The 13562-nt window shown below is 38.6% G+C and carries 13 protein-coding genes and 2 pseudogenes; 14 read left to right on the top strand and 1 reads right to left on the bottom strand.

Translation table 11 applies throughout. The features are described from left to right. The 10 genes from ACO6FI_RS11590 to ACO6FI_RS11545 form a co-directional block, all read left to right on the top strand. Window positions 1-732: phosphopentomutase (locus ACO6FI_RS11590; RefSeq protein ID WP_485457465.1), on the top strand; the 732-nt coding region annotated here is incomplete at its 5' end. 10 nt (window positions 733-742) lie between these two features. Continuing rightward, window positions 743-1564, top strand: a complete 822-nt coding sequence (locus ACO6FI_RS11585) for a purine-nucleoside phosphorylase (protein WP_485457464.1) — start codon at window positions 743-745, stop codon at window positions 1562-1564. A 212-nt stretch (window positions 1565-1776) separates the two neighbouring features. Further along, entirely contained in the window at window positions 1777-3228 is a 1452-nt protein-coding gene (locus ACO6FI_RS11580; RefSeq protein WP_485457463.1) for an acyl-CoA carboxylase subunit beta, read from the top strand. 9 nt (window positions 3229-3237) lie between these two features. Beyond that, on the top strand, window positions 3238-3969 hold the full coding sequence (locus tag ACO6FI_RS11575) for an OadG family protein (RefSeq protein WP_485457462.1): 732 nt from the start codon (window positions 3238-3240) through the stop codon (window positions 3967-3969). A gap of 11 nt (window positions 3970-3980) precedes the next feature. Next, window positions 3981-4343 carry a biotin/lipoyl-containing protein gene (locus ACO6FI_RS11570; protein WP_448946185.1) on the top strand — a complete coding sequence of 121 codons (363 nt, stop codon included), beginning with the start codon at window positions 3981-3983 and terminating at the stop codon, window positions 4341-4343. A gap of 16 nt (window positions 4344-4359) precedes the next feature. Further along, the gene (locus tag ACO6FI_RS11565) at window positions 4360-5511 is read left to right on the top strand and encodes a sodium ion-translocating decarboxylase subunit beta (protein ID WP_124951636.1); all 1152 of its coding nucleotides are present in this window, start codon (window positions 4360-4362) and stop codon (window positions 5509-5511) included. Between the two features lie 9 nt (window positions 5512-5520). Continuing rightward, window positions 5521-6936 carry an oxaloacetate decarboxylase subunit alpha gene (locus ACO6FI_RS11560; RefSeq protein ID WP_124951638.1) on the top strand — a complete coding sequence of 472 codons (1416 nt, stop codon included), beginning with the start codon at window positions 5521-5523 and terminating at the stop codon, window positions 6934-6936. 56 nt (window positions 6937-6992) lie between these two features. Then, the gene (locus ACO6FI_RS11555) at window positions 6993-8333 is read left to right on the top strand and encodes a TrkH family potassium uptake protein (RefSeq protein ID WP_124951640.1); all 1341 of its coding nucleotides are present in this window, start codon (window positions 6993-6995) and stop codon (window positions 8331-8333) included. A 73-nt stretch (window positions 8334-8406) separates the two neighbouring features. Next, complete coding sequence (locus ACO6FI_RS11550) at window positions 8407-9093, top strand: potassium channel family protein (protein ID WP_485457461.1); 687 nt, start codon at window positions 8407-8409, stop codon at window positions 9091-9093. Next, window positions 9083-9658 carry a GNAT family N-acetyltransferase gene (locus tag ACO6FI_RS11545; RefSeq protein WP_485457474.1) on the top strand — a complete coding sequence of 192 codons (576 nt, stop codon included), beginning with the start codon at window positions 9083-9085 and terminating at the stop codon, window positions 9656-9658. The genes ACO6FI_RS11550 and ACO6FI_RS11545 overlap by 11 nt, the downstream gene beginning before the upstream one ends. Before the next feature lie 5 nt (window positions 9659-9663). Here the strand turns inward: ACO6FI_RS11545 and ACO6FI_RS11540 are convergent. Then, window positions 9664-9912, bottom strand: a pseudogene (locus ACO6FI_RS11540) (LL-diaminopimelate aminotransferase); the annotation flags it as partial. A gap of 628 nt (window positions 9913-10540) precedes the next feature. On the opposite strand from ACO6FI_RS11540, the gene ACO6FI_RS11535 reads away from it, so the two are divergent. The 4 genes and pseudogenes from ACO6FI_RS11535 to murQ form a co-directional block, all read left to right on the top strand. Then, a complete protein-coding gene (locus ACO6FI_RS11535; RefSeq protein WP_485457460.1) occupies window positions 10541-10894 on the top strand; it encodes a PTS sugar transporter subunit IIA in 354 nt (117 codons plus the stop codon). Between the two features lie 26 nt (window positions 10895-10920). Further along, complete coding sequence (locus tag ACO6FI_RS11530; protein WP_485457459.1) at window positions 10921-11763, top strand: MurR/RpiR family transcriptional regulator; 843 nt, start codon at window positions 10921-10923, stop codon at window positions 11761-11763. A gap of 21 nt (window positions 11764-11784) precedes the next feature. Continuing rightward, window positions 11785-13230, top strand: coding sequence for a glycoside hydrolase family 1 protein (locus ACO6FI_RS11525; RefSeq protein WP_485457458.1), 1446 nt, complete (start codon window positions 11785-11787; stop codon window positions 13228-13230). Further along, window positions 13217-13562 (top strand): annotated as a pseudogene (murQ, locus tag ACO6FI_RS11520) (N-acetylmuramic acid 6-phosphate etherase); the annotation flags it as partial. The gene ACO6FI_RS11525 and the pseudogene murQ, both read left to right, overlap by 14 nt.

The following is a 13562-nucleotide window of genomic DNA, read 5'->3' as shown; positions in this document are numbered from 1 at the left end:
TACACATCTGCCGATTCCGTGCTTCAAATCTGTGGAAATGAAGAGACTTTTGACCTTCAAAATCTGTACAGATGCTGTGAGATTGCCAGAGAGTTGACAATGAAGGATGAGTGGAAGGTCGGAAGGGTTATAGCAAGACCTTATATAGGTAAGAAAAAGGGTGAGTTTAAAAGAACTTCCAACAGACATGACTACGCACTGAAGCCTTTCGGTAGAACCGCTCTCAATGTATTAAAGGATAACGGACTTGACGTTATCTCTATCGGAAAGATAAACGATATATTTGTAGGAGAGGGTATCACAAAGGCACTTCACTCAGATTCAAGTGTTTACGGTATGGAACAGACGATTGATATGCTCTCACAAGATTTTACAGGTCTTTGCTTTACAAATCTTGTGGATTTTGACGCACTTTGGGGTCATAGAAGAAATCCGATAGGCTATGCAAAGGAAATCGAGAAGTTTGATGAAAAGCTGGGTGAGTTCATTGAGAAGATGAATAATGACGATCTTTTGATACTTACGGCAGACCACGGAAACGATCCTACTCACACCGGAACCGATCACACAAGAGAGGCTGTATTCTTTATGTCATACTCAAAGAAGTTTGACGGCGGAAAGCTGCTTGATACTACAAATACGTTTGCCGTAATAGGCGCAAGTGTTGTGGACAATTTTGATTTAAAGATGCCTGAGGGGACTGTAGGATACAGTATTTTAGACAAGCTATAAGGGAGGTTTTATGAATCCTATTTTTGAAAAAGTGAAAAAAAGTTATGACTATATAAGATCCGTCACGGATTTCACACCTGAGGTTGCGCTGGTACTTGGCTCAGGACTTGGCGAGTTTGCAAAGCATATGGAAGTGGAATGTGAGATACCTTATAGTGATATTGAAGGTTTCCCTGTGTCTACTGTAGCAGGTCATGACGGAAGATTTCTTTTCGGTACTGTAGAAGGTGTAAAGACAGTCATTATGAAGGGTAGAGTACATTATTATGAGGGCTACCCTGTAACAGATGTCGTACTTCCTACCAGACTTATGATAATGCTCGGCGCAAAGAAGCTTATTCTTACCAATGCGGCAGGTGCTGTAAATAAAGATTATAAGCCGGGAGATTTGATGCTTATTACAGACCATATCTCAACTATAGTTCCGTCACCTCTTATCGGTCGCAATATTGAGGAGTTCGGCACAAGATTCCCCGATATGAGCCATGTATATTCACAGAGATTACTTGATGTTGCAAGAAACTCCGCAAAAGAAGTCGGTATTACTTTAAGAGAAGGCGTTTATATGCAGTTTAGCGGACCTGCTTATGAGACACCGGCAGAAGTAAAGCTTGCAAGAATTTTGGGTGCCGATGCGGTAGGTATGTCGACAGCTATTGAAGCGATAGCCGCCAACCATATGGGTGCGGAGATTTGCGGTATCTCATGCTTTACAAATATGGCCGCCGGAATCCTTGACAAGCCGTTAGACCACAAGGAAGTATCGGAAGCAGCAAATAAAGTCGCAAATATATTTGAAGGACTTGTAAAAAATATAATAAAGAATATGTAAAAATTCAAACTCACAGAAAATGAAAGTTTTGTTCTGTGAGTTTTTATTATATGCGTAACTGTAGAGGTTTTGTATAATAGTAAAAATTTTGATAGAAATGAATATTATTTCAATGCTTTTGCCCTTGTCTTTTTGGTGAATTCATTATAAAATAATAAAAGATTGTTTTGTATTTAACAATATAATTATACTGAGGTAATGGAGGTTAGTATATGGCTCAAACAGGCGTTTTGCCTATGAAACGAATTGAAGAATTGCTGGATACCGGAAGTTTTGTGGAAATTGGCTCATATATAAGCGCAAGGAACACAGATTTTAACCTGTCACATAAAGATACCCCGAAGGACGGAGTGTATACAGGTTACGGTACGATTGACAGTAAGTTGGTATATATATACAGTCAGGATGCCGCAGTGCTTGGCGGCTCTATAGGAGAGATGCACGCAAAGAAGATAGTTTCACTATATGATATGGCTATGAAGATGGGAGCACCGGTTATAGGACTTATCGACTGTGCGGGACTTAGACTTGAAGAGTCCTTTGACGCTTTGGATGCATTCGGACAGATATATGCGGCACAGACAAAGGCAAGCGGAGTGATACCGCAAATTCAGGCGGTCTTCGGTCTTAGCGGAGGCGGAATGGCCCTAAGCAACGGACTGAGCGATTTTGTATTTATGGAGCAGGATAAGGCAAGAGTATTTGTGAATTCACCGAATGCGATTGACAACAACTCTCAGGATAAAAACGACTATTCAAGCGCAAAGTTTCAGTCTGAGGCGACAGCACTTATAGATTTTATCGGAAATGAGAGTGAGATACTTTCAGGTATCAGAGAACTTATATCCATACTCCCTGCAAACAATGAAGACGATATGTCATATATTGAGTGCAATGATGATTTAAACAGAGTTACACCTGAGCTTGAAACAAGTATAAAAGACCCTGCTGTTGCGGCAAAGATAATTTCAGACAGTTTCTATCTGCTTGAAGTAAAGAAAAATTTTGCAAAAGATATGTTCACAGGATTTATCAGACTCAACGGAAATACTGTAGGTGTCGTGGCAAACAGAAGAGCTTTGTTTGATGAAAAAGGTGAGACTTTACAGGAATTTGACAATGTATTGTCACATCAGGGAGCGGATAAGGCTTCAGAATTTATAAACTTTTGCGACGCCTTCAATATACCTCTTTTGACATTGGTGGATGTGAAGGGATACAGAGCCACAAAGTGTACTGAAAAGAGAATACCTAAGGCCGGAGCAAGGCTTACATATGCATATGCCAATGCTACAGTTCCTAAGGTAAGTCTTATAGTAGGCGATGCAATAGGCAGCGCTTCACTTTCAATGAACTCAAAATCAATCGGTGCGGATATGGTATTTGCATGGGAAAGTGCAAAGATGGGCATGATGAATGCAAGTGAAGCTGTAAAGATTATGTATTCAAAAGAGATTGATGCAAGTGACGATGCGGTTGCAACCATTGAGGAAAAGACTAAGGAGTATGAGAATCTGCAAAACTCTGTGGTATATGCAGCAAGAAGAGGATATGTGGACGATATTATTACAGTAACAGATACAAGAAAGAGAATTTTAGCCGCATTTGAGATGCTTTTCACAAAGAAGGAAGAAAATCCATATAAGAAGCACGGATCATTTTAGAGGTGAGTCATGAAGAGAATGAAAAGATTTTTATATTTATGTCTGTTTGTGATTGCAATGCTTACACTTGGTGCCTGCGGAAAGAAAAGTAACAGTGATACACAAATTCCCGATCAGCTTAATGAACAGCTTAAGCAACAAGGTGAGGGGCTTTTAACTCAGCTCTATCAGATGGATGAGAAACAGCTTGCTCAGGTAATAGACAGTGCACAAAAAGGCGAGCAGGCCGCATTCATAGAGGGACTTAAAAGCTTTGAAGCAAGTAAAGAGACGGTAGGAGCCTTAAAGGAAATTGATGATACCAAGGTTACACTTTCTGACGGTAACTATGTCGTTAAGATAAAGTATACCGGAGACAAGAGAAAGTCGGAGATGACACTTGGATTTGATTCAAAGACCAATAATGTATCCGTATTTTCAATTACACCTAAGTACAGTGTGGTTGAAAATATGGAAAAGGCCGCATTAAACACCGTACTTGGAATGGGAACGGTATTTGTTATACTGATTTTCATATCATTCCTGATAAGCTTGTTTAAGCATATCAATACATTTGAAAATAAGTTGAAGTCAAAAGCGACAAAAGAGCCTGTAAAAGAAGTAGTCGATGTAAAAACTGAAAGTGAGAATCTTTGTGACGATTTGGAATTGGTAGCGGTTATTACGGCGGCTATAGCCGAGTTTAGCGGAAACGATGCGTCAAGCTTAATTGTTCGCTCAATAAAGAGAGTTAAGAGATAGTGGAGGTTAAAATGAAAAATTATACTATTACGGTAAACGGTAAATCATATGAAGTATCTGTAGAAGAAAGAGGGGGAGCAAGTGCTCCTGTTACACCTGTAGCATCCGCACCGGTTGCACCTGTAGCAAAGGCGGCACCTGCATCAAGCGGCAGTGAAGGCAGAGTAAAGGTGGTTGCACCTATGAGCGGTAAAATCCTCGGAGTAAAGGTAAGTGTAGGACAAGCGGTTAAAAAAGGTGAAGTGGTAGCCGTTTTGGAGGCTATGAAGATGGAAAATGATATAGTTGCACTTGAGGACGGCACTATTGCAAGTATAAATGTAAATGTTGGAGACAGCGTTGAGACTAATCAAACTCTTGTAACAATCAACTAGTAACCGGAGGAGAAAAATGGATTATATATTAAATACATTATCCAATTTGATTGCTCAGACTGCATTCATGAATCTTACCTTCGGCAATCTTATAATGATTTTTGTTGCCTTTATATTTCTTTATTTGGCAATCAAAAAGGGGTTTGAGCCGCTTTTGTTGGTTCCGATTGCCTTCGGTATGTTACTTGTAAATATCTATCCGGATATAATGATAAAGCCTGAGAATTCTACAAATGGAGTGGGAGGCCTGCTTCATTACTTCTATGTTTTGGACGAGTGGAGTATATTGCCTTCATTGATATTCATGGGTGTAGGAGCGCAGACGGATTTCGGTCCGCTGATTGCAAATCCCAAGTCGTTCTTACTTGGTGCGGCGGCACAGTTCGGAATCTATGCGGCTTACTTTATAGCAATACTTATGGGATTTAATGATAAGGCCGCAGCAGCCATATCCATCATAGGCGGTGCAGACGGACCTACTTCAATATTCCTTGCAGGTAAGCTCGGACAGACAGAGTACCTGGGACCTATTGCGGTGGCTGCATATTCATATATGGCGCTTGTACCTATCATTCAGCCGCCTATTATGAAGTTCTTTACCACAGATGAGGAGAAGAGAATCAAGATGGAGCAGCTTCGTCCCGTATCACAGCTTGAGAAGATACTTTTCCCTATAATAGTTACGGTAGTGGTATGTCTTATACTTCCTACTACGGCTCCGCTTGTAGGTATGCTTATGCTCGGTAATCTTTTCAAAGAGAGCGGTGTTGTAAAGCAGCTTACAGAGACAGCTGCAAATGCAATGATGTATATTGTGGTTATCTTACTTGGAACCAGTGTAGGTGCTACAACAAGTGCCGAGGCGTTCCTTAAGGTTACAACTTTAAAGATTGTGGCGCTCGGACTTATAGCATTTGCCTTCGGTACCTGGGCGGGAGTTGTCTTCGGTAAGCTGATGTGCAAGCTTACGGGAGGTAAGGTAAATCCGCTTATAGGTTCGGCAGGTGTTTCTGCAGTGCCTATGGCGGCAAGAGTTTCACAAAAGGTAGGTGCGGAGTATGACCCTACAAACTTCCTTTTGATGCATGCTATGGGACCTAATGTGGCAGGTGTTATCGGTACGGCTGTAGCGGCGGGAACCTTTATGGCAATATTTGGAATAGTATAAGGAGGGATTATGGCAGAAATTAAGAAAAAGCCTGTTCAGATAGTTGAGACCGTGCTTCGTGACGCACATCAGTCTTTGGTAGCTACCAGAATGACTACGGAACAGATGCTTCCTATAATAGATAAGATGGATAAAGTCGGCTACAGAGCTGTAGAATGCTGGGGTGGAGCTACATTTGACGCTTCACTGAGATTCTTACATGAAGATCCTTGGGAGAGACTTCGTAAGTTTAAAGACGGATTTAAAAATACCAAGCTTCAGATGCTCTTTAGAGGACAGAATATCTTAGGATACAATCACTATGCAGATGATGTTGTGGAATACTTTGTTCAAAAGTCGGTTGCAAACGGTATTGATATTATCCGTATATTTGATGCGCTCAATGATATCAGAAACTTAAAGACGGCTGTAAATGCCGCAAACAAGGAAAAGAATGCGGAAGTTCAGATAGCTCTTTGCTATACTTTGGGTGATGCATATACACTTGATTATTGGAAGGATATTGCAAAGAGAATAGAGGATATGGGTGCGGACTCACTCTGTGTAAAGGATATGGCAGGTCTTTTGACACCTTATGCGGCGCAGGAACTTATAGGAAGCCTTAAGGAATCCACCAAGCTGCCTATAGAACTTCACACTCACTATACGGCAGGTCTTGCATCAATGTCACTTTTAAAAGCTGTAGAGTCGGGATGCGATATTATTGATACTGCAATTTCACCTTTTGCACTTGGTACTTCACAGCCTGCTACAGAGGTTATGGTTGAGACATTTAAGGGAACACCTTATGATACAGGTCTTGATATAAATCTTTTATCTGAGATTGCAGACTATTTCAGACCGATAAGAGAAGAGTTTTTAAAGAGCGGACTTTTAAACCCTAAGGTACTCGGTGTGAATATCAATACATTAAAGTATCAGGTTCCGGGAGGTATGCTTTCAAACCTTATCAACCAGCTTAAAGAGGCAGGTAAGGAAGATAAGTACAGAGAGGTTTTGGAAGAGATTCCAAGAGTAAGAAAAGACTTCGGTGAGCCGCCTCTGGTTACACCTTCATCACAGATAGTGGGTACACAGGCTGTTATGAATGTACTTTCAGGCGAGAGGTATAAGATAGTTCCGAAGGAATCAAAGAAGATAATGCTTGGAGAGTTCGGACAGACTATCAAGCCGTTTAATAAAGAAGTACAAAAGAAGATAATAGGCGATGAGAAGCCTATTACCTGCAGACCGGCAGACCTTATTCCGCCACAGCTTCCTGAATTTGAGAAAAAGGTTGCAAAGTGGAAAGAGCAGGATGAGGATGTGCTTACATATGCACTTTTCCCTAAGGTTGCTGAAGAGTTCTTTGAGTACAGAGCGGCACAAAAGACAAAGGTGGATATGACTAAGGCAGACAAGGATGCAGGGGCATATCCGGTATAAAATATAAAAAATCCCTTACATACTGTAAGGGATTTTTGAGTGAGTATATTTATAAAATGAAAGAATTAAAGAAACACATATTAAAATATTTTACAAGCGCAAGAGTTATTTTGTTCGGATTTATTATTATGATATTTCTTGGCGCTGCAGTTTTGAGTTTACCGATTTCATCAAGAACCGGAGAATGGACTCCGTTTATTGATACTTTATTTACGGCAACAAGTGCAAGTTGTGTTACAGGTCTTGTTGTGTATGATACGGCAACACATTGGTCAGTTATAGGAAAAATTATAATAATTGCTATGATTCAATGTGGAGGCTTGGGTGTTGTAACTATGTTGACAATATTTAGCAGGGTTACAGGTAAAAAAATTGGGCTTAGAGACAGAGCTACTTTACAAAGCGCATTGTCAACACCTCAAATAGGTGGAATTGTAAGACTGACAAGCTTTATATTTAAAGGCACAATAATCATAGAGATGATAGGTGCTTTGGTTATGTTCCCTGTTTTTTTGAAAGATTTCGGAGTTATGAAGGGCATATATTATTCAATATTTCATTCCATATCGGCATTTTGTAATGCAGGATTTGATCTTATGGGTGACGTGAGTGAATTTTCATCTGTTACAATGTATCAGTCTGATATAGCAATAAATGTTTCGATAATTATGCTTATTTTGGTAGGAGGTCTGGGATTTTTGGTATGGCAGGATATAGCTGAGCATAAATTTAGGGTGTCCGGATATTCCACTCAAACCAAAGTTGTTTTGACTATGAGTCTTATTCTAATATTATTCCCAAGTGTCATATTCTTCTTTACGGAATTTAAAGGACTCGACTTTAAAACAAGACTTTTATCCAGTGTTTTTCAAGCGGTTACTCCGAGAACGGCAGGTTTTAATACGGCAGATTATTCAAAATTCAGCGACAACGGAATTGCCATAACTATAATTTTGATGTTGATAGGAGGAGGTTCCGGTTCTACGGCAGGCGGTATAAAGATGAGTACTGTTTTTATTTTGTTTGCAACATTATTCTCAGTATTTAAGCAAGATAAAGAAGTTGCCATATATAATAGGAGAATAGAACCTGATATAATAAAGAATGCAATCAGTGTCTTTGTATTGGACATAGTTCTTTTTATTGTGGGAGCAATGATTATAAGCGGAATAGAAGGATTTTCATTAAAGGAGACTATGTTTGAGAGTGCATCTGCAGTAGCAACAGTTGGACTTACATTGGGAATAACTCCACATCTGGGTGTTATATCAAAGATTTTATTGATAATTATGATGTATATAGGAAGAGTTGGAGGAATAACACTGATATTTGCTGCTGTTTCACCTAAGAAAAACGGAAATGCAAGATATCCGAAGGATCAGATAGCGGTAGGATAAAGAGAAAAAGTCATATCAAATACAGAAAGGCGGTGTAGTGGTTTAAATTAAGAAATCACTGATGACAGGTAATATGAAAAGTTTTTTAGTAATAGGAGTGGGCAGATTCGGTCGACATGTTTGTAAGAAGTTGTTTGAATTGGGATATGATGTAATGGCAGTAGACAGAAATGAAGAATGTATAGAGCGAGTATTGCCATATACCGTCAATTCCATAATAGGAGACAGTACAAATGGAGATTTTATAAAGTCAATAGGTGTAGGAAATTTCGACACTTGCTTTGTGGCAATAGGTGATGATTTTCAAACTTCACTTGAAACAACATCACTGCTTAGTGAATGTGGAGCAAAGTATGTAGTATCCAGAGCATCCAGAGATACGCAAGCAAAATTTCTTTTAAGAAACGGTGCCGATGAGGTTGTTTATCCTGAAAGACAACTTGCTGAATGGAGTGCTATAAGATACAGCTCAAATAATATTTCAAATTATATTGAATTGCCGGGAGATAACTCTATATTTGAATTTAAAGTGCCTAAGGACTGGATAGGTAAGAGTATATTGGAGTTGGAAATAAGAAAAAAATATAATTTGAATATAATGGCAATAAAACTGGATGGTAATTGGAATATGAGAATTAATCCGGGTATCATATTTGAGGATGAACAAAGTATATTAGTGTACGGAGAAAATAAGGATCTTGAAAATTTTTTTGAGGTTGAGTCACGTAATTTAAATAACGGAGGTAAAGATTGTGGATGATGTAATATGTATAAGAGAGGCAAGTATATATGATACAGAGAAGTTGCTTGAGATATATGCATATTATGTAGAGAAAACAGCAATTTCTTTTGAAACAAAGGTTCCGTGTTATGAAGAGTTTAAGGGCAGAGTAGAAAAAACATTGCAAAATTATCCGTATTTTGTAGCCGTAGAAGACGGAGAGATACTCGGATATGCGTATCTCAGTCCTTTTGTAGGAAGAAGCGCCTATGATCTTAGTGCGGAGACAACCATATATTTAAAACACGGTAACAGTAATAAGGGCATAGGTAAGGCACTTTACTCCAAAATAGAAGAGGTTGCAAAGAAGCAGAATATAGCCAATCTTTATTCATGTATCGGATATACGGATAAGGAGGATGAATATTTGACCAATAACAGTGCAAATTTTCATGAACATATGGGATATAAACTTATAGGGAAGTTCAGTAACTGCGGGCATAAGTTCGGCAGGTGGTATCATATGGTGTGGATGGAGAAGATAATAGGAGAGCATAAAGAGATTAAAGAGTTTTTTAAATATTCGGATATAAAAAGTTTTTAAAAAATCGCCTCCTGTACAATATAAGGCGCGCCGTTATATTTTGTACTGTGGCGTCTTGTCAATATATCATGAAGCAAACATACGTCCATAATCAAATCTTTCGGAACCACCGCATATCCGAGACGCAGACATGTAAAACCGAAAGAGCGAAGCTCAATAGCACAGGTTCTTGCACCGCTACATTCATAGATGGAATGCAAAACGTCGTCTTCTCTTATATATGCTTCGTATACGGCGTCATATATGATCACAGACAACTTGTGAATATAAAATTTCATCTTCAACAGTTGGATAGTAGAAAAGTGGCTAAAACCCTGTATTTACAAGGCTTTAGCCATTTTTTCTAGTATTTATTATCCAACCCAAGGTTCATTGCAGCATTTAATGCATTTAGAAATTGGGAATTATTAAATGAATAGCAGTAGTTTGTGAATTATCGAAACCCGATGTAATATACATATTGGCATACTTCGGAGGGTCGGTGGCAGTCTTTAAAAGTTCTGAATATTTTCCTATATTAATCATATTTTTAGTAGCGGTCTTTTTTCCATTACGTATTCCTCTTTGAATAAAATAAGTGGGATCCTGTGATTTTTTGTCATACAAAAGTTTTATACTTCATCACATCATATAATAAAACAAATAAGAAATACAACAATAAAATAAAGAAAATTTGACATCACAAATCCTTTATTTATAAGGCTTTGGAGGGTTTTTATGTATGACTAAGTGTTGAAGACCCGGTTAAATAAATTTTAATAAAAGATTATATAATATATTGACAATTAACTGTTATTGTGATTAAATACACTTAGAAACAATATTTCTTTAAATAAAATATTTTTTGAAACAATATTTTATTTTGGAATGGTAGGAGATTTTATGAGAGAAGAAGATTATCAGGTTTCTTTTGAAATAATTGCTACTGCAGGTGACAGCAAGGGATATTCAATGGATGCGATATGTGATGCAAGAGAGGGCAAGTTTGACTCGGCAAATGAAAAAATCAATAAGGCAAACAAAAGACTTCTAAAAGCACACGAGCTTCAGACCGATATGATTGCACAAGAGGCAGGCGGAGATCCTGTTCCTGTAAACATTATTCTTATACATTCACAGGATCACTTGACTATGGCGAATGTAGCCGAAGAGTTGGCCGAGGAAATGGTTTCACTTTATAAAACGATATATGATATGAAGGCTGAGATCGAGGAGCTGAAGAAAAAGATAAAATAACTATATTCTATAATTGGGGGTAGTACGTGGACATAGTATTGCGAATAAAAGAGGAATATAGGAAACTTACAAAGTCTGAAAAGAAAGTGGCTGATTATTTTATAGATAATTATAAGGATGCTATAAATGAGAGCACGCAGTCTATAGCGGTTGCTACAGATACTTCTCCGGCTACCGTAATCAGATTTGTAAAAACATTGAAGTTTGACGGACTTCAACAGCTTAAGCTTGCGATTGCGGCGGATATGGACTCACAAAAGCCCGATATTACGGATGAGATAATACATCAAAAGGACGGACTAAGTGAGATCGTTGAAAAGAATAAGAGAAATCTGATAAACAGTATTGAAAGGCTGTACGCACTTATGGATCTGGAACTTGTAGAAAAGAGTGTGGACGCCATAGACTCCGCCAAAAAGGTGTATCTTTTCGGAGTCGGTGCAAGCGGTATAGTTTGTTATGATATCAATTATAAACTTTCAAGGATCGGTAAGGATGTAGTCTTTAACAACGACATACATTTGCAATTGGTAAACTTAAACTTCATAACGAAGGAAGATGCCTGTGTCTGTGTAAGCTACAGCGGCAATACAAAGGAGACCGTACTTGTTGCCGAGATTGCAAAAAAAGCCGGTGCAAAGACGGTAGGTATATGCTGTTACGGAAGAAACGAGCTTTCAAAGATTTGTGATATCACCTTGAGAGTTCCGCATGATGAGAGAGAATTAAGACTCGGTGCTATTTCAAGCCGTAATACAACACTTACACTTTTGGATACCATTTATCTGGCTATAACACACAGACATTATCCGGATGTGCTTAACGATATCGAATCTACAAGAGATTTGATTAAGAAACTTAGAGACTGATTTTATAAAGGAAGTGAAAAAATGAGAATGCTTTGGGGAGGTGCAAGCGCCTCAAGTCAATATGAGGGCGGATTTGATCTTTTTAATAAGGGTATTGATACACAGGACTGCAGAAGATATGTAAAAAGAACGGACAACGCCACCACATCTACAAGACTTTTAACAAAGGCCGATATAGAGAGGGCAAAACATCCTTTGGAGGGAGACTTTTTCCCGGGAAGAAAGGGAAGTGAGGGACTCTCACATATAGATGAGGATATAGAGTACCTCAGTGAGCTGGGAATAGATATATACAGAATTTCAATTGCGTGGTCAAGAATATTTCCTACAGGTGAGGATGAGACTCCAAATGAAGATGCTCTTAAGATGTACGGAGATATTTTAAAAAAGCTTAAGTCAAAGGGTATCAAAATATATCTGAGTCTTACACATTATGCGCTTCCTCTTGCTTTGGTGGAAAAATACGGCGGATGGAAAAACAGAAAACTTGTTGATTTGTACCTTAAGTACGCAAAGGTTATATTTGAAAAGTTCGGAGAGTATCTTGATTTTGTAGTACCTTTCAATGAGATAAATACAGGATTTTTCAGTCCTTTTAACGGTCTCGGACTTCTAAGAGACGAAGATTTGGGTGGCAGCGGATATGATTTGAACGATATATTTGCAGGACTTCACAATCAGTTTATCGCTTCCGCAAAGGTGATAGAGCTTGGAAGAAAGATGCTTAATGTTAAATTCGGATGTATGGCGGCATGTTTTTGCTACTACGGTTACTCATGTAATCCGCTTGACCAGTTAAAGACATTACAGTATGAACAGGTAAATCAGTGGTTCTTTACAGATGTTTTGGCTGCAGGTGAGTACCCTTACTATATGAAGAAGTACTTTAGAGACAACAATGTAAAAGTGGAATTTTTACCGGGAGATGAAGAACTTCTGAAAAACAATACAGCCGATTTTGTGGGATTTTCATACTATCAGTCAAATGTATGTGCATCTGAGGAAATGGAAAAGACCGCAGGCAATCTTGTGGTAAGTACAAAGAATCCATATCTGAAATCGAATGAGTGGGGATGGCAGATTGACCCTGTAGGCATGAGAATTTCTATGAACAAGATTTATGACAGATATAAAAAGCCTGTAATGATTACAGAAAACAGCTTCGGATATAATGATGTATTGGAAGAGGGCAATATCATAAATGACGACTATAGAATACAGTATTTAAGCGACCACTTTGAACAGATAAAACTTGCCATAAATGACGGTGTGGAATGTCTGGCATATTTACTTTGGGGTATTGTAGATATAGTATCTGCCGGTTCACTTGAGATGACAAAGAGATACGGAGTGGTATATGTGGACGCCGACAACCTCGGTAACGGTACATATAAAAGATATAAAAAGAAGAGTTTTAAATTCTACAAGGATTTTATAGAAAAGGAGAAAAACAGTGTTAAGTCTTGACAGTTTGGATACAGAGAGAAGAAATATTAACACGATGAATCTTGACGAACTTTCCACTGTAGAAATTATTGAAAAGATAAATCAAGAGGATGAAAAGATAGCAGACTGTGTAAAACCTGCAATTCCTGAAATAGGAAAGGCGGTAGAGTTTGCGGTTGACAGTATAAAAAGAGGCGGAAGGCTTATTTATATAGGTGCAGGCACATCCGGAAGACTTGGTATACTTGATGCAAGTGAATGTCCTCCTACATACGGCGTACCGTTTGATATGGTAATAGGTATTATGGCGGGGGGGGGGAAGGGGGTGGGAAAGGGAGGAGAAGGGGCGGGGG

The sequence above is a fragment of the Lachnoanaerobaculum sp. genome (assembly GCF_057250505.1).
Note: the sequence above shows the minus strand (reverse complement) of the source record. Positions and strands in the feature narration are given on the sequence as shown.

Bases quoted from the DNA above. Each gene is read 5' to 3' on its own strand.
- ACO6FI_RS11580 (WP_485457463.1), top strand. From the start codon at position 1,777: ATGGCTCAAACAGGCGTTTTGCCTATGAAACGAATTGAAGAATTGCTG.
- ACO6FI_RS11565 (WP_124951636.1), top strand. From the start codon at position 4,360: ATGGATTATATATTAAATACATTATCCAATTTGATTGCTCAGACTGCA.
- ACO6FI_RS11550 (WP_485457461.1), top strand. From the start codon at position 8,407: ATGAAAAGTTTTTTAGTAATAGGAGTGGGCAGATTCGGTCGACATGTT.
- ACO6FI_RS11555 (WP_124951640.1), top strand. From the start codon at position 6,993: ATGAAAGAATTAAAGAAACACATATTAAAATATTTTACAAGCGCAAGA.
- ACO6FI_RS11525 (WP_485457458.1), top strand. From the start codon at position 11,785: ATGAGAATGCTTTGGGGAGGTGCAAGCGCCTCAAGTCAATATGAGGGC.
- ACO6FI_RS11560 (WP_124951638.1), top strand. From the start codon at position 5,521: ATGGCAGAAATTAAGAAAAAGCCTGTTCAGATAGTTGAGACCGTGCTT.
- ACO6FI_RS11575 (WP_485457462.1), top strand. From the start codon at position 3,238: ATGAAGAGAATGAAAAGATTTTTATATTTATGTCTGTTTGTGATTGCA.
- ACO6FI_RS11535 (WP_485457460.1), top strand. From the start codon at position 10,541: ATGAGAGAAGAAGATTATCAGGTTTCTTTTGAAATAATTGCTACTGCA.
- ACO6FI_RS11585 (WP_485457464.1), top strand. From the start codon at position 743: ATGAATCCTATTTTTGAAAAAGTGAAAAAAAGTTATGACTATATAAGA.
- ACO6FI_RS11570 (WP_448946185.1), top strand. From the start codon at position 3,981: ATGAAAAATTATACTATTACGGTAAACGGTAAATCATATGAAGTATCT.